This is a genomic window from Chitinophaga lutea, from assembly GCF_003813775.1.
In the GTDB taxonomy this organism is placed as follows: domain Bacteria; phylum Bacteroidota; class Bacteroidia; order Chitinophagales; family Chitinophagaceae; genus Chitinophaga; species Chitinophaga lutea.
Window position 1 is genome coordinate 2,893,824 of sequence record NZ_RPDH01000001.1, and the last position, 21,426, is coordinate 2,915,249.

General features: G+C 55.4%; 16 protein-coding genes. 13 read left to right on the forward strand and 3 right to left on the reverse strand.

The window, feature by feature from the left end; translation table 11 throughout:
* The first annotated feature begins 31 nt into the window (after positions 1-31).
* Positions 32-1,549: a sulfatase family protein gene (locus EGT74_RS11755; protein ID WP_123846689.1), complete on the forward strand. Its 1,518-nt coding sequence runs from the start codon at positions 32-34 to the stop codon at positions 1,547-1,549.
* 67 nt (positions 1,550-1,616) lie between these two features.
* Here EGT74_RS11755 and EGT74_RS11760 read toward each other — a convergent pair whose 3' ends face one another.
* Both EGT74_RS11760 and EGT74_RS11765 read right to left on the reverse strand, forming a co-directional pair.
* Positions 1,617-2,492 carry a DUF4349 domain-containing protein gene (locus EGT74_RS11760; protein WP_123846690.1) on the reverse strand — a complete coding sequence of 292 codons (876 nt, stop codon included), beginning with the start codon at positions 2,490-2,492 and terminating at the stop codon, positions 1,617-1,619.
* A gap of 263 nt (positions 2,493-2,755) precedes the next feature.
* Entirely contained in the window at positions 2,756-3,706 is a 951-nt protein-coding gene (locus tag EGT74_RS11765) for an aldo/keto reductase (protein ID WP_123846691.1), read from the reverse strand.
* Between the two features lie 39 nt (positions 3,707-3,745).
* Between EGT74_RS11765 and EGT74_RS11770 the strand changes: the two genes are divergently transcribed.
* From EGT74_RS11770 to EGT74_RS11795, 6 genes are all read left to right on the forward strand, one after another.
* Positions 3,746-4,711 carry a 2-hydroxyacid dehydrogenase gene (locus tag EGT74_RS11770; protein ID WP_123846692.1) on the forward strand — a complete coding sequence of 322 codons (966 nt, stop codon included), beginning with the start codon at positions 3,746-3,748 and terminating at the stop codon, positions 4,709-4,711.
* A 56-nt stretch (positions 4,712-4,767) separates the two neighbouring features.
* Entirely contained in the window at positions 4,768-5,370 is a 603-nt protein-coding gene (locus EGT74_RS26910; protein WP_262697107.1) for an RNA polymerase sigma factor, read from the forward strand.
* Between the two features lie 91 nt (positions 5,371-5,461).
* Positions 5,462-6,595 carry a FecR family protein gene (locus EGT74_RS11780; protein WP_123846694.1) on the forward strand — a complete coding sequence of 378 codons (1,134 nt, stop codon included), beginning with the start codon at positions 5,462-5,464 and terminating at the stop codon, positions 6,593-6,595.
* A 170-nt stretch (positions 6,596-6,765) separates the two neighbouring features.
* The gene (locus EGT74_RS11785; RefSeq protein ID WP_158618101.1) at positions 6,766-9,966 is read left to right on the forward strand and encodes a SusC/RagA family TonB-linked outer membrane protein; all 3,201 of its coding nucleotides are present in this window, start codon (positions 6,766-6,768) and stop codon (positions 9,964-9,966) included.
* A 19-nt stretch (positions 9,967-9,985) separates the two neighbouring features.
* Positions 9,986-11,383, forward strand: coding sequence for a RagB/SusD family nutrient uptake outer membrane protein (locus EGT74_RS11790; protein ID WP_123846696.1), 1,398 nt, complete (start codon positions 9,986-9,988; stop codon positions 11,381-11,383).
* Between the two features lie 3 nt (positions 11,384-11,386).
* On the forward strand, positions 11,387-13,150 hold the full coding sequence (locus tag EGT74_RS11795; RefSeq protein ID WP_123846697.1) for a TlpA family protein disulfide reductase: 1,764 nt from the start codon (positions 11,387-11,389) through the stop codon (positions 13,148-13,150).
* Positions 13,151-13,227: 77 nt separating this feature from the next.
* On the opposite strand, the gene EGT74_RS11800 is transcribed toward EGT74_RS11795, so the two are convergent.
* Complete coding sequence (locus tag EGT74_RS11800) at positions 13,228-16,155, reverse strand: VIT domain-containing protein (protein WP_123846698.1); 2,928 nt, start codon at positions 16,153-16,155, stop codon at positions 13,228-13,230.
* Positions 16,156-16,303: 148 nt separating this feature from the next.
* Between EGT74_RS11800 and EGT74_RS11805 the strand changes: the two genes are divergently transcribed.
* From EGT74_RS11805 to EGT74_RS11830, 6 genes are all read left to right on the forward strand, one after another.
* Positions 16,304-17,110: an SDR family NAD(P)-dependent oxidoreductase gene (locus EGT74_RS11805; protein WP_123846699.1), complete on the forward strand. Its 807-nt coding sequence runs from the start codon at positions 16,304-16,306 to the stop codon at positions 17,108-17,110.
* A gap of 126 nt (positions 17,111-17,236) precedes the next feature.
* Positions 17,237-18,133 carry a hypothetical protein gene (locus tag EGT74_RS11810; protein ID WP_123846700.1) on the forward strand — a complete coding sequence of 299 codons (897 nt, stop codon included), beginning with the start codon at positions 17,237-17,239 and terminating at the stop codon, positions 18,131-18,133.
* A 20-nt stretch (positions 18,134-18,153) separates the two neighbouring features.
* Positions 18,154-18,507: a hypothetical protein gene (locus EGT74_RS11815; RefSeq protein WP_123846701.1), complete on the forward strand. Its 354-nt coding sequence runs from the start codon at positions 18,154-18,156 to the stop codon at positions 18,505-18,507.
* Positions 18,508-18,523: 16 nt separating this feature from the next.
* Positions 18,524-19,384, forward strand: a complete 861-nt coding sequence (locus tag EGT74_RS11820) for a hypothetical protein (protein ID WP_123846702.1) — start codon at positions 18,524-18,526, stop codon at positions 19,382-19,384.
* A 4-nt stretch (positions 19,385-19,388) separates the two neighbouring features.
* Positions 19,389-20,063, forward strand: a complete 675-nt coding sequence (locus EGT74_RS11825; protein WP_123846703.1) for a response regulator transcription factor — start codon at positions 19,389-19,391, stop codon at positions 20,061-20,063.
* A gap of 2 nt (positions 20,064-20,065) precedes the next feature.
* Positions 20,066-21,394 carry a sensor histidine kinase gene (locus tag EGT74_RS11830; protein WP_123846704.1) on the forward strand — a complete coding sequence of 443 codons (1,329 nt, stop codon included), beginning with the start codon at positions 20,066-20,068 and terminating at the stop codon, positions 21,392-21,394.
* Positions 21,395-21,426: the final 32 nt, after the last annotated feature.

Consider the following 21,426-nt stretch of genomic DNA (forward strand, 5'->3'; position numbering starts at 1 on the left):
ACCGATGACATTTTAAATGATCTGCAGTAGTATGAAAAAGTTACTCTTTATGGTGCTGGCAGCCTGTGCCGGGCACTATTCGTATGCACAGCAAAAACCCAATGTTGTTATTATTTATGCGGACGACCTGGGATATGGCGACCTCGGCTGTTACGGGGCCACGAAGGTGAAGACCCCGCACATCGACCGCCTGGCGAAAGAGGGCATCCGTTTCACCAACGGGCATACCACTTCCGCCACCTGCACGCCGTCCCGTTTTGCGATGCTCACCGGCAAATACCCCTGGCGCAAAAGCGGCACCGGCGTATTGCCCGGCGATGCGGCGATGATTGTGCCGGTAGACAAACCTTCACTGGCCACCCTGATGCAAAAGGGCGGGTATGCCACAGCGCTCGTGGGTAAATGGCACCTGGGGCTCGGCGACGGCAGAACGATCGACTGGAACGGCGAGGTAAGGCCCAGCCCGAACGACGTAGGCTTCGATTATTCTTTCTGTTTCCCGGCCACGGCGGACCGGGTGCCGACCGTTTTCCTGGAGAACCATACGGTGCTAGGCCTGGATAAAGACGATCCCATCGAGGTGAATTACCGCCAGAAAGTGGGCAACGACCCTACCGGCAAAGAAAATCCCGAACTGCTGAAAATGGCGTCGTCTCCCGGGCAGGGCCATAATAATACCATCGTGAACGGCATCGGCCGCATCGGGTTTATGAAAGGCGGCCACAAAGCACGGTGGACGGATGAAGAACTGGCGTACGCTTTTACCGAGCGGGCGGAGAAATTCATCGAAGACAACCGGGCCAACCCCTTTTTCCTCTATTTCGCCCTGAGCGATATTCATGTGCCCCGCATGCCCGGCACGGCCTTCAAAGGCCAGAGCGGCCTCGGCTACCGTGGCGACGCTATCCTGCAAATGGACTGGACGGTGGGCCGCATCATGCAGAAGCTGCAACAGCTGGGCCTTGAAAAAAATACCATCGTCATTTTCAGCAGCGACAATGGTCCCGTGCTCGACGACGGCTACCAGGACGGCGCCGTTACCCAGCTCAACGGCCACAAACAGGCCGGCCCGCTGCGCGGCGGCAAATACAGCGCGTTTGAAGGCGGCACCCGCGTGCCCTGGATAGTGCGCTGGCCCGCAAAAGTAAAAGGCGGTCAAACGTCTGACGCGCTGATCAGCCAGGTGGACCTGTTCGCCTCCTTCGCCCGTCTCACCAGCCAGCCGCTGGCCGCAGACGATGCGCCGGACAGCTTCGATATGCTCGACGCCCTCACCGGGAAAGACGGCAAGGGGCGCCCATGGCTCATTCTGCAGGGAGGCGCATTGTCGCTGGTGCAGGGCAGCCTGAAATACATCACCCCCTCGAAAGGGCCGAAGGTGGCCAAAGAAGTGGATATCGAACTGGGGAACGATACAGAACCGCAATTGTACGACCTGAAAAAAGATATCGGCGAACAGCAGAACATCGCCGCGCAGTTCCCGGAGAAAGTCAAAGCCATGGCGGCGGAACTGGAACGCCTGAAGGCGGCAGATAAGACAAGAAAATAGGATGTATAAAATATTTGCGTGCGTTACGCTTTAAGAAACAGCGCCCTGAACCGGGCGCTGTTCTTTTTTAATCCCTGTTGATGATCCCCATGACTTTTAATTTGTCCATGATGAGTATCAAAATGAACACGGACAATATCACGATGAAGAACCCTGCCATGCTGTAACAGAAATATTCGATGCTCCATTCCAGCGCTACCTTGATGCGGTGCAGCAGGCTCACGTCTTTTTTGGGAGCACCCTCGTAGAGAGAAAGCCGTACGGTGCAGAATTCGTTTTCGCTGTTGAAGTTGCCGAGCTGCACACCAAGATCCTGCAGGCGCGATTCGATTTCAAGGATCTTGTCGTGCAGGCTCACAAAATCGGAGATTTCGCCGCCTTTGGATTTCAGTTCCACCAGCGATTCGAGCGTTTTTTGCAGGGACGCTTTCTGTGCGTTCAGCTGGCGGTATTCGTTGGTTTTATCTTCCTTGATCACCGACATCGACTGCACCGTGCCGATTTTTTGCATGGCGAGGTAAAACGAATCGAACGACTCCGGCGTGACGCCGACGAGCAGGTGCAATTCCCGCGCGCCTTTCAGCCCGAAGGCGTTTTCGTACTGAATAATGGCTTTGGCGTCCTGTACTTTCCGGCGGATGCGCTGGTTATCGTCCTCAAACCGGCCGGTGCGGGCTCTGACCGTAGCCGTTTTTTCGTACTTCTGGGTATTCGCGGTCTGGGGGGTGCTATTTTGCATCTGAGCGAAAACCTCCCCCCTTTTTTCGGAGGCGTAATTTTTCCGCAGCCCGTCGATGCCGGAAAAGTAATCCGATACGGCGCTGGCGCGGCCCGTATCCGTTGCCACATACCCGTACAGGAAACGGAAAGAGAAAAGCAGCAGGAAAAAAGCCAGGAACCAGCGGGATATTCTCCAGAAACGTTTGACAAAGTTGGATTTCATGGTAAGTTGTTGGATTTACGGTAAAAGGATGCGGCAGCTATAAAATTCCATAATGTGGGGAGAAATATCCTGTTAGTGACGATAGCAAACCCGCCACCAGTCTGATGATCAGAAAAACGCCCCACGCCAGGCGGGCGTTTGATGGGTGTTCAACGAACCTTCAACGAAGGACCAACGAACCTCCAACGAAGGATCAACTTTCCGGTGATCCTTCGTTGATCCCCCAGGGAAGCTTCGTTCATCCTTCGTTGAAATGGCTGTTTTCAATACGCACTGGCCCGGTCCAGCTCCGCGGTATCTTCCGCTCCCAGCCGCAACCGTACGGCGGCAAACAGGCTGTTCAGCTGCGCCATACTGGTAGCGCTGGCGATGGGCGCGGTAATACCGGGGCGGTTCATCAGCCAGGCAATGGCGACGGTGGCCGGTTGGGTGTTGTGCCGGGCGGCTACTGTATCCAGGGCGGCAAGGATATTGAATCCCCGTTCATTGATGTATCTGGAAACATATTTGGTGCGGCTGCTGCCTTCCAGGTCGGCGGTGCTGCGGTATTTGCCCGTGAGGAAACCGCTGGCCAGCGCAAAATAGGGGATGACGCCGAGGTTGGTTTCCGCCACCAGGGGCGCATATTCCGTTTCATACCGCTCGCGGTCGTAGAGGTTATATTCGGGCTGGAGGGATTGGTACGAGGGGAACCCTTTATCGAGGCTGACCCGGAGCGACTGCCGGATGCGCGCGGCCGTCATGTTGGAGGTGCCGATGGCGCGTACTTTGCCGGATTGTACGATGGACGCGTAAGCTTCGAGCGTTTCTTCGATGGGCGTTTCCGGGTCGTCGTAATGCGTCTGGTACAGGTCGATGTAATCCGTTTGCAGACGGGAAAGAGAATCGTCGATGGATTGCAGGATATACTTTTTCCGGAGCCCTTTTTTTGTTTCGCTGAACACGCCGCCCACTTTGGTGGCGAGTATGATTTTATCGCGTTTGCCGGTTTGGTGCAGCCATTTGCCGATGATCCGCTCGGAGTCGCCGCCGGTATTGCCCGGCACGCGTACGGTGTAGGTGTCTGCCGTATCGACTGCGTTGAAACCCGCATCGGTGAAGGCGTCGAGCAGCTGAAAGGAGGTTTTTTCATCCGCCGTCCAGCCGAACACATTGCCGCCAAACATCAGCGGAGCAATGGAGAGGCCGGAGTTGCCAAGGGTTCTCTTTTCCATGCGGGCAAAAATCGCGATTTTATTATGTAATTTCAAAACATGAAAGCATTCATCACGAGACAGATACCGGAAGTAGGCCTGCAGCTGCTGCGCGCGGCGGGCATCACGGTGACGGCACATACGGAGAAACGGGAACTGAGTCGGGAGGAACTGACGAACGCCTGTTTACAGCACGACGCGTTGTTGAGCGTAGGCGGCGGGAACAAAATCGACGCGGAGTTTTTGAATACCTGCCGTCATTTGAAGGTGGTGTCGCTGATGGCGGTGGGATACGATAATGTGGATGTGGACGCGGCAAAACAACTGAACATCCCCATCGGCCACACGCCCGGCGTGCTGAGCAATGCCACGGCCGACACCGCGTTTCTGCTGATGCTGGCCGTGTCGCGCAAAGCTTTTTACCTGCACAACACGATCGCCCGCGGGGAGTGGGGCTTTTTTGAGCCCACCAAAAACCTGGGGATGGAACTGAACGGCAGAACGCTGGGCATTTTCGGGCTCGGCAAAATCGGCGCAACACTGGCCAGGAAATGCCGGGGCGCTTATGATATGCCGGTGATCTATCACAACCGCGGGCGTAATGAGGCCGCCGAACGCGAGCTGGGAGCGGAGTGGGTGCCGTTCGACGAGCTGCTGCACCGGAGCGATGTGTTATCGCTGCACGCCGCGCTGACCCCGGAAACGAAAGGATTGTTCGACGAAAACGCTTTCGCAAAAATGAAACCTTCTTCCATTTTTATCAATACCGCCCGTGGCGGCATGCACAACGAACTGCACCTGCTGAAAGCCCTGCAGGAAGGGCGCATCTGGGGCGCCGGGCTGGATGTGACCAACCCCGAGCCCATGGATCCCGATCATCCCCTGCTGCAAATGCCCAATGTGGCCGTGTTGCCGCATATCGGCTCCGCTACGGTGGAAGCGCGGAACGGCATGGCTGTTATCGCCGCCCAAAACCTGATCGCCGGCCTCAAAGGCGAGCCCCTGCCGCATGCAGTAAAGGGCTGAACGGAATTTGTGCAGCCCTTTTTGTATTTTTAGGCGTACTAAGGGAGGCTGCATATTTGGGAATAGATGAGCACATAACGGAGGATGAACTGTCAGAACGTATTGCCAATGGCGATCAACTCGCATTCAGAGTGATATTCCGCAGGCATTACAAAGCGTTATGCTTCTTTGGCACGTCCATCACGCAGGACGCGCAGGAGGCGGAAGACCTTGTGCAGGAAACCTTTTCCAAACTCTGGGACAAACGGGCCGACTTCCCCACCACGGCAAATATCAAAGCCTTCCTGTATATCAGCACCAAAAACGCCTGCCTCAACTTCTTACGGCAGAAACAGCGGCAGACCGAAAAAGAAAAGGATTTTTCCTACCTGCAGGATGATGAAACCTCCGCTGCCTTCGACCCCGTGCTGGCCGAAACGGAAATCATCCGGGAGCTGTACAACGAAATAGAACAACTGCCCGCGCAGTGCCGGCGCGTTTTCAAGATGAGCTATCTCGAAGGCAGGAAGAACGAAGAGATCGCCGCCGCGCTGGGTATCTCGTACAACACCGTGCGCACCCAGAAGCTCCGTGCGCTGAAGCTCATCCGCGCGTCCCTGATGACCAAAAATCTGCTGCCCGCGCTAATGTTATATATGGCATTTATAAAAATGCATTGAATCCTCGTCGTTTTTAAGATTTCTCGAAAAAAGTTTACGTTTCCTTTCATCGAAACGGTGAATTCCGTGTTTCTATATTAAAATATCAAAATTGCAGCGGATATCTTTTCTCATACTCCGGCATTTACGGAACGAACTGACTGCGGCCGAACAGGAAGAACTGTCGGCCTGGGTAGCCGCTTCCCCCGACAATCGCCGCTTTTTTGAAGCCAACACGCAGGACGAGGGGCTGTCGCGAAAGCTGCGGCAGTATGAGGCGTTTGATGAAGAAGCGGCCTGGGCAAAGTTTGCGGGAGAGCGCTTCCCTGAAAAAATGCGCTCCGTAAAAGGGCGTAATCGCTGGTGGGCCGCTGCGGCCGCGGCCATTTTAATCGCGACCGCCGCTGCCTGGTGGTGGCAACCGGCCCGGCAGGCGCCGCAGGTGGCTCAAGAGGCCCCGGTGGTATTGCCGGGAAGCAACAAAGCGGTTCTCACGCTGGCCGATGGTTCGGCCGTAACGCTCGACAGTGCGGGTAATCAGGTGATCATGCAGGCTGGCACCGCCATTCGCCAGCAGGGTGGTCAATTGGAATATAAGGATGCGGAAAATGCGGCCGTTGGGTGGAATACCCTGCGCACGCCCCGGGGCGGTCAGTTCAAGATCACCCTTGGCGACGGCACGAAGGTATGGCTCAATGCCGCTTCTTCCCTCCGGTACCCCACTGCTTTCACCGGCGCCGACCGCACCGTGGAGGTGAGCGGCGAAGCTTATTTCGAAGTTGTGAAAAATGCTGAGAAACCTTTCCTGGTAAAGATCAGCAACGACAATACCGTCACTGTGCTGGGCACGCGTTTTAACGTAAATGCCTATACGGACGAGGCCAGCATCAATACGACCCTGCTCGAAGGGGCCGTGCGCGTCAATGCCGGCGGCCAGGAACGGGTGCTGCAGCCGGGCCAGCAGGCGCAGATCAGCGCAGGCGGCATCAAAGTGGTGACGGCGGACACGGAACAGGCCGTTGCCTGGAAAAACGAAATATTCAATTTCCGCGATGCGGACATCAGGGCGGTCATGCGCCAACTCAGCCGCTGGTATGATGTGGAAGTGGTGTATCAGGGCAATGTGCCCGCCCGCCGCTTCCAGGGCGAAATTCAGCGAAACCTGCCGTTGCAGGACGTACTGGAAGGCCTTAAAACAACAGGTATCCAGTTTACCATCGAAGGAAGGAAAATTATCATCCAATAAAAAAACCGGAGGCGCTTGGACCCGCCCCCGGCACACGTCTGGATGTTTTAAATGTGTATTCTCTATCCAAACAATGCAAATCTATGCAATTGAATCGTCATGTGCAGGCCCCAGCTATACCGGGGCTGCAACCAACCAAATCACTTTTTCTGCGAACCAAAATCGTACGAATGATGAGACTAACGGTACTACTGATGATTGCAGGCTGCCTCAGGGTTTCCGCGGCAGCGCACGCGCAATCGGTATCAGCATCCCTTAAAAACGCGCCGCTGGAAGAAGTGTTCGCCACGGTGAAACAACAGACCGGCTTCCTGTTCTTTTACGACCGGGACATGCTGACCGCTACCAGGCCGGTGACCATCCAGGCCCGGAACCTTGCGCTGCAGGCATTCCTGGCGGAAGTATTCAGCAACCAGCCGCTGGATTATACGATCAAGGACAAAACGATCTTCCTGAAACGGAAACCCGCGCCCGTGGAAACGCCGCAGCAACGGCAACCGCTGACGGGTTTCGTAAAAGATAAAGACGGCCAGCTGCTGATCGGCGTGAGCGTGAAAGTGAAAGGCGCCGACAAAGGCGTGGTAACGGACGCCAACGGGAAATTCGTGCTCAATGGCGCGGGCCCCGGCAGCGTACTGATATTCACCTACATTGGCTACGAGCCGCAGGAAACATTCATCGGCAACTTCGGGCCGATCACCATCTTCCTGAAACCGGCCATCAATGCCCTCGACGAGGCCGTGATTATCGGTTATGGTTCCACCATCCGCCGCAAAAATACCGGCAGCATCTCTACCGTGCAGAGTAAAGACATCGCCGACCAGCCTGTCCTGGATCCGCTGGCCGCCCTGCAGGGCCGCGTGCCCGGCCTGATGATTACCTCCTCGAACGGCCTGCCCGGCTCCAGCTACAACGTGATGCTGCGCGGCCGCAACTCCATCGACGGAAAAAATGATCCCTTATATATCGTGGACGGGGTGCCGTTCGTATCCGAACCGCTCAACCAGTTCACCTCCGCCAATGGCAACCAGAGCCCGCTGGCAAGCATCAACCCCGACGATATCGACCGCATCGACATCCTCAAGGATGCCGACGCCACGGCCATTTATGGTTCCCGCGGCGCTAACGGGGTAGTGCTGATCACGACCAAAAGAGGGAAGGCCGGCAGCACCCGTTTTAATTTCAATGTGTTAAGCGGCGCCAGCAAAGTGTCGAACATGCTGGACATGTTGGGCACCGGGGAATATATCAAAATGCGCAAGGAAGCGTTCGCCAACGAAGGCAAAACGCCCGACGAAAATACCGCGCCCGATCTCACCAAATGGAGCCAGGAGGCCAATACCGACTGGCAGAAGATGATGATCGGCAACACCGCCAATTTCACCAACGTATCCGGTTCCGTATCGGGTGGCACGGAGAAGACTAGCTTTATGCTGAGCGGCACCTACGACCAGCAAACTTCCGTGATGCCCAACAGCCTTCCTTTCAGAAGGGTCGGTTCGCACCTCAGCTTCGACCATACCGGCCTCGATGGTAAATTCCAGGTAACGGCTTCCGTGAATTACAGCACCATCCGTGATAAATCCATTCCTACCGATATCACGAGTTATTATAACCTGGCGCCCAATTACCCGCTGTATGACGCTACGGGAAAATACTACTGGTTCGGCACCAACATCCTCAACCCGCTGGCTATTATGCACCGCACCTCGGACACCCGCACCAACAGCCTGATCGCCAACAGCACCGTGCGTTATACCATCCTGCCCGGGCTGAACGTGAAAGTAAACCTCGGGTATACCAAAACCGACATGAAGCAGGTGCAGACCTATCCTTCCATTTCCCAGAACCCTCTCAGCAGTACCGGGAGCTTCAGCTATTTCGGGAACGGCGATGTGGCTTCCTGGATCATAGAGCCGCAGGTGGATTACACACGCCGTATCGGTAAAGGGGAACTGCAGTTGCTGGCGGGCGCCACCTGGCAGGAAGATGTGCGCCAGGGCTACCGTATCAATGCGGAGAACTTCCCGAGCGACGCCGTGCTGGAAGACATCCGGTCGGCCGGCAAACTCACGCCCATCTTTCCGTCTGTTTACAGCTTTTACCGCTATACTTCCGGTTTCGGCCGTATTACTTATAACTGGGACGAAAAGTATATCGTCAATGCCAGCTTCCGCCGCGACGGGTCCACCCGCTTCGGCCCGGATAACCGCTTCGGCAATTTCGGTGCCGTGGGTGCGGCATGGGTATTCTCCAACGAAGGTTTCCTGGAAAACAATGCCGTGCTGAGCTTTGGTAAACTGAGAGGCAGCGCCGGCGTAACGGGGAACGACCGCATCAGCGATTACCGTTATCTCGAAAGCTGGACGTCGAGCTCATTCCCGTACGACGGCCAGCCGGGCACCGTGCCTTCCCGCCTGCCGAACAGCGGCTACCGCTGGGAAGAGAATAAAAAGCTGGAAGTAGGGCTGGAGCTGGGTTTCTTCGCCAACAGGCTGTTGTTCAATACCAACTTCTACCGGAACGTGTCCGGCAACCAGCTGGTGCCTTTCCTGCTGTCGTCGCAGGTGGGCTTTACCTCCATCACCGCTAATTTCCCGGCCAAGGTGTTGAACACGGGATGGGAGTTTGATATCACGTCCGTGAACGTCCGCAAAAAACATTTCGAATGGAAAACGATGCTGAACCTGTCGGTGAATAAAAATGAGCTGATGGAATATCCCGGTATCGAAACCTCTACCTATAAAGACATCTACGTGGTCGGCAAATCGCTTTCCATCGTAAAAGGATACATTTTCGACGGCATTGATCCGGAAACCGGCGTAGCCAAAGTGCTGCGTCCCAGCGGCGGCGCCACTCCGCAGGAAAACATCGATTACGGTATTCTGGGTAAAACGATGCCGGATTATTTCGGCGGTTTACAGAACACCGTTAGTTATAAAGGGCTGGAGCTGGACGTACTGTTCCAGTTCGTGAAGCAGGAAGGGCAGCTGCTGAATTACGGCTATTCTTCGCTGGCATATGGCGTGATGTATAATAAAGATGTAAGCGCACTGGGACGCTGGCAGCAGAAAGGCGACCAGGTGAGCATTCCGAAAGCCGCCACTACACCCGGCAATTCGATGTACGATTATTACCGCCTGTCTTCCGCGGTGTGGGGCGACGCCTCCTTCATCCGCCTGAAAAACCTGGCGCTGCGATACAACCTGTCCAAACTGCTGCAGAAGTATAAAGTGAATAATCTCAGCGTGGTGGTGTCTGGTCAGAACCTGCTGACCATCACCAATTACGACGGCTTCGACCCGGAAACGAAAGGCCTTGCCATGCCGCCGATGAAAACGATCACCGCCGGGTTGAAACTGACTTTATAAACGAATTAAAAGCATTACCATGAAGCATCTTCATATATTATTCATAGGCATTCTGCTCACATCCGCCGCGGCTTGTAAAAAGTTCGTAGACACACCGGTGCCGAAAAACGAAATGGTGAGCAGCCTTGTATTCAGCGACGATAAAACGGCCACTGCTTCAGTAGTGGGTATGTATTCCACCATGAACGCCCTGAACTATCAGTACGCCAACGTGCTGATGAGTTACCTGAACGGCATGCTGGCCGGCGAAGTGTATTATTTTTCCGCGTTTGCCAACTACGACGTGTTTTCGAACAATGCCCTGCTGGCCGGCAGTTCTTATGTAGAAAGCATGTGGGCAGACCAATACAGGTTCATTTACCAGGCCAATTCCTGCATCGAAGGGTTGACCGCCGCGCCGGCACTGTCTGCGTCAGTGCGCTCCCAGCTGTTGGGTGAGGCGTATTTCATGCGCGCGTTCATGCATTTTTATCTCGTGAACATGTACGATGATGTGCCGTTGATCTTATCGACGGATTACAAGGTCAACAATATAAAACCCCGTGAAAAAGCATCGGTGGTTTACGATACGATCATCAACGATCTGAAAAGGGCCAAGGGCCTGATGGCGGACGATTATCCCGCCGGGAAACGCACGCGTCCCAATAAGGCCGCCGCCACTGCATTACTGGCGCGGGCTTATCTCTACACGCAAAAATGGGCCGAAGCCGAAGCCGAAGCCAGCGCCGTACTGGGCAATAACCGTTATGCGCTACTGCCGGATCCAAACGCGGTGTTTCTGGCTGAAAGCAAAGAAGCCATCTGGCAATTGCAATCCGTCAATGTGAGCGGCGGCCGCAATACCTGGGAAGGTTTCACTTCGGTGCCCGCTACAGCCACCGGCACTGCGCTGTTCCGCCTCGATTCGGTGAACCTTATCCACAAATTCGAGCCCGGTGACCGGCGGTACAAAAGCTGGGTAGATACCCGGAAAAACGCTGCGGGAACCGCCGTTATTTATTATTTCCCGTACAAATACAAAGTGCGCACCAATGCCAGCGGCGCTATCACGGAAAACTCCATGGTGATGCGTGTGGCGGAACAATACCTGATACGCGCCGAAGCGCGCATACAGCAGAACAAACTTACGGAAGGGCGATCCGACCTGGACTCCATCCGTAAGCGCGCCGAACTGCCCGTGTTGCCTGCCTCGCTCGACAAAGCGGCTTTGCTGCTGGCTACGGAAAAAGAAAGGCAGATGGAGCTGTTCGCTGAATGGGGCCACCGCTGGTTCGACCTGAAACGCACCGGCCGTGCGCCGGTGGTGATGAAGGCAATCAGGGGCGACAAATGGCAGGACACGGATGTGCGCTATCCCATCCCGGCTTCCGCGCGTGCTTCAAATATTCACCTTACCCAGAACGAGGGCTATAACTGATTTATGAAACGGATAATCATTGCTTGCATCATTTTACTGGGCATCACCACAGCCAGGGCACAGGTGACCATTTCTCCCGAATTCCCCGAAAGAGGGCAGACGGTTACTGTTTCCTATGCCCCTGCCGCGCCGGTGAAAGGCCCGGTAACACTGATGTTCAGCTATTCCAACTTTTACGACCTGGCCTGGAAGATGCCCATGGAGCCCCAGGGCAACCAATGGACGACCTCCTTCAAACTGGCGGACTTCGCCACCTTTGCCACCTTCTACCTGCAGGCGGGCGATTCCGTGATCAGGCCCGGTGCAGGGAAACATTACGAGGTAGCGGTGTACAACAATAAGGTACCCGTTGAAAACGGGCTCCTGTACAAAGGCTACAGCCTCAGCGCGCAAATGGGCAAATCGCCGCTGCTGGCCGCCAGACAGGCGGAGCAGTACGCCGCGGAGCTGCAGCGTTACCCGGATAATTATGAAGCGAAGCTCCGGTTGCTGCAATACCGGATCAGTACGGCAACGGGCGCTGAAAAAGAAACGCTGCGGGCGCAGGCGCACAAAGTGATCGCCGATAAGTTCTATGCCGCGCCTACCGTGCCCGGCAACATGAACAAGGTGACGATGGGTTACCTGATCATCGGCGAAAACAGCCGCCTCGATTCCATCCGCCAGGTGGTGCGCGAACGTTATCCGGAGTCGGATATGGGCCGCGACCTGTGGACGGCTTACATCGCCAAAGGCAAAGACACGGCCAAACAGATTGACCTGTTTCTGGCTGCACTGAAAAAAGAGACCGCGGAAAATGCCGGCGCTTTTTCCGCCATGCACGATAAGCTGTTCGACTATTACGCCGCCCGGAAGAACGGCGCCAAAGCGGTGCTGCATGCCCGCAAGGTGGCCGCCAACGATAAAAGCCCCTATTATCCGAATACACTCAAAAACATCGCGCAAACCCTGCTCGACAACCAGTTGATGCCCGACACCGCCCGCGCCTACGCTGCGCGGGCACTCGCGATGGCGGATAAATTCCCGGCCGGGGTGATTCGCTTCTTTCCGGAAACCGGTTACATCTACCCGCATGTAGACGACAGCACCCGCAAAGCCGTGACCGCCAAAGCAAAAGGCAACCTGCTGTCGATGCTCGGCCTTATCGACATGCAGCAGGGCCGCATGAAGGACGCGGATGCGCGCATGACGGAGGCGATGCAGATTTCCGGGGATAAGGAAACGCTCGACAACGTGGCCGTGTTTTTCAATAAAACCAATAACAGGGTACGCCTCCAGGAGCTACAGGCGCTGCGCGAAAAGGCCATGCTCGAAAAAGTGGCGAAGATGCGTGCGCCAAGACCGGCTCCCGTGATGCAGTTCACGGACCTGAAAGGAAAACCCGTTGATCCCGCTTCCTTAAAAAACAAGGTGGTGGTGATCGACTTCTGGGCTACCTGGTGCATCCCCTGCATGGAGGAAATGCCGTACCTGCAAAAAGTGTACAACCAGTACCGCGACCGGAAAGATGTGGTGTTTATGGTGGTCAACAGCGGCGCCCGCAACACCCTGGCCGACGCGCAGGGCTGGAGCGGCAACAAGAAATACACCTTCCCCGTGTATTACAATACCGACCCCGAAGCGGGCGATAAATTCAAATTCAACATCATTCCCGCCACCTATCTCATCGGGAAAGACGGTAACATTCAGTTCAGCAATATCGGTTTTGAGGGGCCCGAAGTGGAAACCAAACTGAAGCTGCAGATCGAGATGCTGCTGAAAAACTAGCTGCCATTATAAAAAAGGGAAGGGCTCCGCTGCAACAGCGGGGCCCTTTTCCGTTCCCACAGGTCATACGCACGTTATTAGAAACTGAAAGCGCCTATGAAAACTCCCTCTTTACCCGCCGCCGGCATCTGCATGGTGATCACTTTCCGGTTCTCTTCACCGCCGGCGTAACGGGTGTATATTTCCGCCATCACAGTGGTGGGCCCGGTAATGGTTACCTGGCTTTCACCAAAGAAGTTGGTTTCGATCGTGTACCGTCCTTTCAGGGCCTTTTTAAGTATGAACTGCTCCGGGCCATAGCCATCCGTAAAGTCGTTGCTGATACGCCCCCCGGCTTCGGTGCGCGGGTTGCTGTAGAAACACTTTTCGCCGCTGGGATCGGTTATCCAGAGATCGATGTCGGTGTTCTTTTTATTCCAGTTGATCACCACCCGTACTTCTACCGGCATCGATGCGATGAGGCGTTTGTCGATTTTGGCGAGGTTCAGGCGGCGCTTGTGCAGGGTGATGAGATGATTGATCTCGGTGATGATGATTTCCTCGATACCGGCATCGCGCTGTGACGCTTCGCGGGTGTACGACTGGAGCAACGTGCTGTACAGGGTATCGAGCGCCTGCTGGTAATAACAGCCGTCTTCCAGCGCCAGGGCATAGTCGCGGTAACTCTGCGGATCCATGGGACGCCATTCGAGTATTTTGCGGGTCACGAAAATTTCCTCCTCATACTGTTTGTTTTCTTTCAACTTGTAGGCCATCATTTTGTACAGCTCCGCATTTTCCTGGTCGAGCTCTGCGATGCTGCTGAGGATGGTAAGAGCGGTGTCTTTCCTGTTCGCCTCGTAAAACCACGATGCGATATCGAAATAGAACCGCGGGGTGGTGCTATAGGCGTCGCGCTGTGAAAGGTAGTGCTGATAGGCGGCGGCAGGGGTGGCCCCTTCGAGCCCTTTCATATACACCTGGTCGCTTTTAAAGGCAGCGGTTTCGATGGCGACTTTTTGCCTGTCTTTTGTTTTGTCCGTATTGATATAACCGGAGGCAACGCCCCGTATCATTACCTGGTCGGCCAATCTGTCGGCGGATGCTTCCCGTTCCGCCCTGGGGGCCGCCACAGACGCAGCAACGGACTCCTCCATCTTCATTTCAGCCGCTGCGGCGTTTTGTTGCCGGCGCAGTTGTGCAGTCTCCCTCATCACATGATTGCCGTTGCCCACTATTACAACGGAATCCGGATGGGGAAAGTGTTTCCCGGATTTGGCCGGTTTGAAAGCCTGGTTCCACCAGCTTTTCAGCTCGGTTGCCATGGTAACGGCCTTTTGCAGCAGGTCGTTCACTTTGGTTTCTTTGGCGATCAGCTGCTGTTTGACGAGCCGGTCGTATTCCTCGCGCAGCTCCGCCGGCGGGGCGATGTCGTACCGCACATAGTCGTGCACCGTTTCGAGCACGATCAGGCTGGTGTTGCGGGTCACGATGCCGAACTGCCTGGAAAGCTGGCTGATCTCTTCTTTATGCTGTTCGTAGCGCACGTCCATTTCGGCGATTTTTTTCTGTGCCCAGATGCGGTGCACGTTCACCATGGTGGGTTCCCCGGTTTTCAGCTGTACAGTCTGTTCGCTGGCTACGGCACCGGGGCGGTAACCATAGAGCAGCGTAACGGAAGCGGCCGCATCGTCGGTAATGCCGGCGATGGACACATGTCCGTCCAGCGGCACCGGCAGGGACGGGTACACTTCGCGCAGCGCACTGTTCTGCCGGATGCCGATCAGGTGCAGCACTTCTTTGTTCAGTTGTTCCGCCGCATTTTTGACAGATAGCGTTTGCAGGTTGATGAACTGTCCGCCGCTCTGCGCGGCCGCCAGTTTCAGGTTGCTGTAATCTGCGCGGGGCGCGGAGGTGATGCAATGCACGGGTTTGAACAATTTCATGTCCGGCGCGCCGAATGAAGAAAGGCCGTCGCTGAAGAGCAGGTATTCATCCACTGCAAAGGGGCGTGCGGCGGAAAGATTGGTGCCGCCGTCGTACACCACATTCTCCAGTACTTTTTTCAGTGCGCTCCAGTCGCCTTTCGTGATCGTGAAAGTGCCGGCCGGCGTGAAGCGGTTGTTCAGCAGGCCGAGGGAGATGGTAAGGTTTTGTTTTTCGCCGATGATTTCGTCCAGCAGGGCCAGTTCTTTTTTGGTGTCTCTTTTCAGGCCGCTCAATGAAACGTCCCAGATGAGCCCGATGTGGTTGCCCCAGTTACGCGGGCGGCTTTGTGCCTTCGGATAAGCGTTGACGAGGAAATAATAGCTGCTGCCGGCTTTTTGCAGCAGGGATTCCACCATGTCGGCCTGTTTGGGTAAATGGATGGTCAGTGCGTTGCCTGGCTGGAAATTGGTTTTATGAATGTCTGCGATATACGTGTGGCCGCTGGTGTTGCGGAACGCGAAGCTGCCGTCCGGTTTTTCTTCGAGCTCCGGTTTGGCGAGGCTTTCCCATACGGTGGCCTTGAGATCGAAGGAGGGGATGCTTTCTTTGTAATCCAGCGGCAGATGATAGCGCTGGCCTTTGAGCTCTTCTTCGTAGCCGATCAGGATGGTACGTATGCCGTTCGGCGGCAGCGGGTACACGCGCGTGCGGAAGTTATTCCCTTCCGTTTTTTCCAGCAGCCCGGGATCCACCCTGCGTTGTTCGATGCTTTCAAATGTTTCGGTGGCTTTGGCTTTTTCTACCGGCACCGCTTCGCGCATACGGCCGTTGATATCGAGCGCATAGCGGCTCACGGTGACGCCTTCGGGCAGCGGGAAGGTAAGCTCGCCTTCGAGCACCCGGTTGCTGTTGTTGCGGAACTGCATGGTCATCACCGTGGTGGCGATGTTGCCGGTCACCTGTACATCTACTTTCAGGGACGAAAGGATAACGGACTGGCCCGCATCCGGGCTTTTTATTTTCATGACCGGCATCTGCGCCATGGCGGCGGCCGTTGTAAAGAGGAACAGGCAGGTGAGTCGGAACGCGCTGATCATAAGGTTCGTTTTCCCAAGGATGCAGAAATATGCCCGGTTCCATAAAGCCCGTCCATTCTTGTCGCGTTTGCCCCTTTAATTGGCATGATTGGTGGCGGCCGGCGATGGTGATGCCGGTTACATTTGTAGTGTCTAAAACCTTCTATATATGCTGCTTCAGAATAAGAACGCCATTATTTACGGCGGTAGCGGTGCCATCGGCAGCGCCATTGCACAGGCCTTTCTGCGCGAAGGCGCTACGGTGTACCTGGCTGCCCGTCATCTTCCCAAACTGGAGGCTGTTGCCGCCGGCCTGCAGGCGGAAAAAGGAAGGGTGCACATCGCCGCGCTGGATCTTACCGAGGAAGATGCCGTGGAAAAACATGCGGCCGCGGTGGCGGCGGAAGCGGGCAGTATCGATATTGCCTGCAATGCAACCGGCACTTTTCATATACAGGGCAAACTATTGCATGAACTGACGCTGGAGGAGTTCGAACATCCCATTCAGTTCGGCGCCCGGACGCTTTTCCTGACGGCGAGGGCTACCACGCGGCATATGAAACAAAAAGGGCGCGGGGTATACCTGAATCTTTCCACACCGGGGTCCCGTTTGCCGATGGAGGGGATACTCGGGTTTGGGGCCGCATGTGCGCTGGTGGAAGGATTTACCCGGCACCTGGCAGGGGAACTGGGCCCCAGTGGTATCCGCGTGATCTGCCTGCGGCCGGATGCAATCCCGGAAGCGCTGGAGAAAGGCTCGCATGCCAACGAGGTATTTAAGGGAGCTGCTGAGCAAGCCGGGCTCACGCCCGCGGTAATGCTGGCGGAACATGCAAAAACGGGACCGCTGCTGCGCCGCCTTCCTTCATTACTGGAGGTAGGCAATACGGCCGCCTTTATGGCCAGCGACCAGGCAGGTGCCATTACCGGCGCGATCGTGAACCTCACCTGCGGCTCGCTGGTAGACCAGGCCTGATGATTTTATGCCTTATATTATACCGCCCGCTCCCGACAGAGCGGGCATTTTTCGTTTTTCATCTTCGCTTCATCTTCGGGTGATAGTTTTGGGTCATCAAAAAATTCTTAACCATCAATCGAGATTATGAAAACAAAAGCATGTATGTTCATCGCCCTGATGATGTCCGGTGCGGCCTTCGGCCAGCAGGCGGAAGTGAAACAATCGGTAAAGGCAACAGGCCATGTAAGTGCGGGTTCATCGAAGGCGGGCGCCAAAACGGAGATCAAATCCGACAGCCGGGTAGAGGGGAATGCCGCCAGGAACAGCGGGAATGCCACCATCAAATCCGACAGCCGTGTTGACGGCCATGCCACGGGGAATGGCGGGAACGCCGGCCTCATATCCGGGAATCAGGTAGCAGGGAATGCCGGTAATGATGTGAATGCAATATTAAAATCCGAAGGAGGTGCCGCAACCAATAGCGGGAATGCCGCCTCAAATGCAACAGTTGCTCAAAGCGGCCAGGCCACCGTGTCAGTAGCGCCAGGGGGAGTTGTCAATACCGCTGCTAACGAGGCCGCCGCTCAAACGAACGCCACAATCCAAGCAGGTGCGGCCGTTCAAACGAAAGCCGCCTCCCAAACGAATGCAGCCATCGGGACCGGAACGGCCATCGGTAACGATATTCACACGAAAGCTGCCGCACAAACGAACGCCGCAATCGAAGCTGGCACAGATATCCAAACGAAAGCCGCTACCCGAACGAATGCTGCGATCGGAACCGCTACTGCCATCGGCACGGGTGTTCAAACCGAAACCGCCGCGAAAACCGATGCCGCCATTACCACAACCAAACAGGCCGGCACAGCAGCGGGCGCAAAGGCCGAAAAAGTTAAGGGCACGTTAATCAATACCGGTAAATCCGGCCTTAACACCGCTAACGGCGTGAATGCCACGGTGAACAACGCGTTAAGGATACAGGCGGCGCCGGTTAAAGTGAACACCCGCATCGTGGGCGGAGCAGGCCTCGGTATTTTCTGATTTCAAAAACGGACGGATTTTTGCTGGTAATCGCCGGCAAAAATCTGTTATTTTTATACCCGATGGGGAGATTCGCAATTTATATGTGTATGTTTTGGGGGGCAGTGCTGCTGACCGGTACCGCTGTCGCCTCAGGCCGCGGACCGGGCCTGTACACCGTTCCGGCTGCGCTGGATTCGCTGCCGGCCCCGGCCAGATCTGCCGAAAAGCCAAATGAAAAACCGGGAGAAATCAAACCGCCTGATATCATCAAGGAGGTGCCAAAGTCGAGAAGAAAAATAAAACCTATTGCCGTACCGGCGCCTTTGCCGGTGAAGCCAATCCGGATCATCAAACCGAAAATCATCAAAACGAAGGTTGGATTGATCGGCTAACCAATAAATATCCGACATGAGATATGTTCTGACATTATCCATCATATGGTTGTGCAGCCTGTCTGCCTATGCGCAGACCGACAGTGCGGCGGCTGCCGATAAAAAAACAACGTTCACGATCGGCGCGCTGTACACCAACAACGCCAGCTACTACGGCCAGAAAGCCGAAGAAGCAATGCCCTACGTAGCCGCCAGTGCGGCGCTGCGGTTCGGCTCCGGCATCTATTTCACCGGCACGGCCTTCCGCCTCCTGAACGATTCGGGCAGGGTGGTATCCGCCGGTAGTGCGGGGGCGGGGATAGCCTTTAATCTGTCCAAAAAACTGACGGCCGATCTGGGGTACAGTTACACCTTCTATCCCGCCAACTCGCCGTTTTTACAGGCCGCCAGCCCTCACAGCGCCAACGCCTCACTGCAATACGAATATTTTTTGACCAGCGGGCTGCAGCTCGATTATAATTTCGGTAAAGAACAGGATGCGTTCCTGACCTTCAGCACGGAAAAACTCATCAGCCTCGGCAGCCTGGCAAAGGGGAAGGATCTGATCACCCTCACGCCGGCCGTCGAAATCACCGGCGGCAGCCAGCGGTTTTACCAGACGTACGTGACGGAGAAACGGTACCGCGACAGTATCCTCGGCCTTCCTGTTCCCCCGATTTTCAATGTGCCCGGCACCGGAACGGAAACGACGACTACCACCAGTTCCGCCACCCGGTTCAGCATGCTGTCGTACAACCTGCGGGTGCCGCTGGCGTACAACCGGGCGCATTATATGATCGAAGCGGCCTACCAGCTGTCTGTGCTCGATAAAAACGCGCAAACAGGGGGTGGTACGGCCAACTCGTTTTTCAGCTGCAGCATTTATTACCAGTTTTGATAACATGAAAGTACTGATCGTGGAAGATGAACGGGCGATGGCATTGGAAATGGAAGCATTTCTGAAAAAGTCGTTCTACGTATGCGACCTCGCCTTCACGGCCAAACAGGGACTACTGAAAATGGAGGAAGGGCCGTACGATTTTATTTTGCTCGACCTGGGGCTGCCCGATAAAAGCGGGCTGCTGGTGCTGGAGGAAGCAAAGAAAAATTGCCCGGGTGCCTCGTATATTATTTTGTCGGCCCGCGGCGAGCTGGAAGACCGGATAAAGGGCCTCGACCTGGGCGCGGACGATTACCTGCCCAAGCCGTTTTCGCTGCTGGAGCTGCATTCCCGGATGCAGGCCATTTCCCGCCGGAAGTTCGGGCTGCAGGATTCCACGGTGCCGTTGGGCGATTTCCGGATCGACCTCACCAAACGGCTGGTGTTCTGTAACGAGGCGGAAATCGAATTGTCGAGAAAGGAGTTCGACCTGCTCAGTTACCTGCTGCTGCATAAAAACCGCCCGCTTACACGCATGCAGCTGAGTGAGCACATCTGGGGGAACTTTTCGGACGATGATTACGATTCCAATTATATCGATGTGCATATCAAGAACATCCGGAAAAAACTGTCTGCTTTTTCTTCTGTGGAATGGCTCCAGACCATCCGCAGCGTCGGTTATAAAATAAAAGCCTGAGCGTGAAGCTGTTTACCAAACTCACACTGTTTATCACGCTGTCCAAACTGGCCATAGTGGTGCTGTTTGTATTATTGCTGCCTTTGCTGGTAGACAGGATCGCTGTGCAGTACAACGATTATTACCTGCGGGAACAAAAGAAAAAGGTGCTGGACGTGATCGGCCAGAACGGCATAGATGCCTATCTGCAGGGCGAAGCGAGCTACGGCAGCTATACGATGCTGAAGGAGGAATACATATCCCTGGAGCCCGCCGGTAAAATCATCCTGCCCGATACTATTGCCACCCTGCGACGTGTGGTGGAAGAAGATACGCTCACCTACCGCGTGCTCAGCCATGTTTTTTATTACGACAGCAGCCGGTACATCCTGGAAGTGGGCAAAACCACCGCCAGTATCGGGCAGTACAACCGGCCGCTGCAAAAAATGGCGCTGTACATTCTCATTGGCCTGATCGTCAGCACCATCCTCCTCGACCTCGTGTACACCCGGTTGCTCCTCCGCCCGCTGGGTGCCATCATCCGCACCCGCCTGCTCAACAACCGTTTCCCGTTCCGGGAAGACATCCCGGTTATCCGTACCACCACGGCTGATTTCAGGTACCTCGACGAATCGTTGGCCGGCCTGATGGGGAAAGTCAGGGAGGCATTCGAAAAGGAACGGGAATTCACGTCCAATGCGTCCCATGAGTTGATGACGCCCGTCGGCATCCTGCAGAATAAAATGGAGAACCTGATGATGGACGGCGAGCTGAGCGACGAACAGCAACAGCAGATGATGGGGATGATGAAAACGCTGAACCGGCTGAAGAAGATCGTCCGTTCGCTGTTATTGATCTCGCGTATCGAAAATGAGCAGTTCCCCAAATCCGACCGCTTTTCCATGCAGGAACTGGTGAACGAAGTGATGGAGGAACTGGGGCACCGCCAGGATGAAAAGCAGCTTGGTTTCCGCCAGCAGATAGCCACGGACGCCGTGATGCAGGGGCTCAACCGCGACCTGGTGTTCCAGATGATTTACAACCTCGTCAACAATGCCATCCGGTTCAACAAACCCCAGGGCAGCATTGCCGTTTACGACCGGTATACGCCTGGAAGCGATTACCGGCTGGTGATTGAAGATACCGGGGTGGGCATTCCCCCCGCCGAAATCGCCTCGATCTTCAACCGGTTTAAAAAAGTGGAAAGAGCGGAAGGAGAGGGGTACGGGCTGGGGCTTTCCATTGTGAGCACGATCGCCCGTTTTCATGATATACAGATCGAGGTGTCGTCGGTAGAACATGAAGGCACAACCTTTACACTGATTTTCCCGCCGGAGCAGCTGGCATATTAAGGCCGAAACATGCACCCGTTACCGTTTGCACA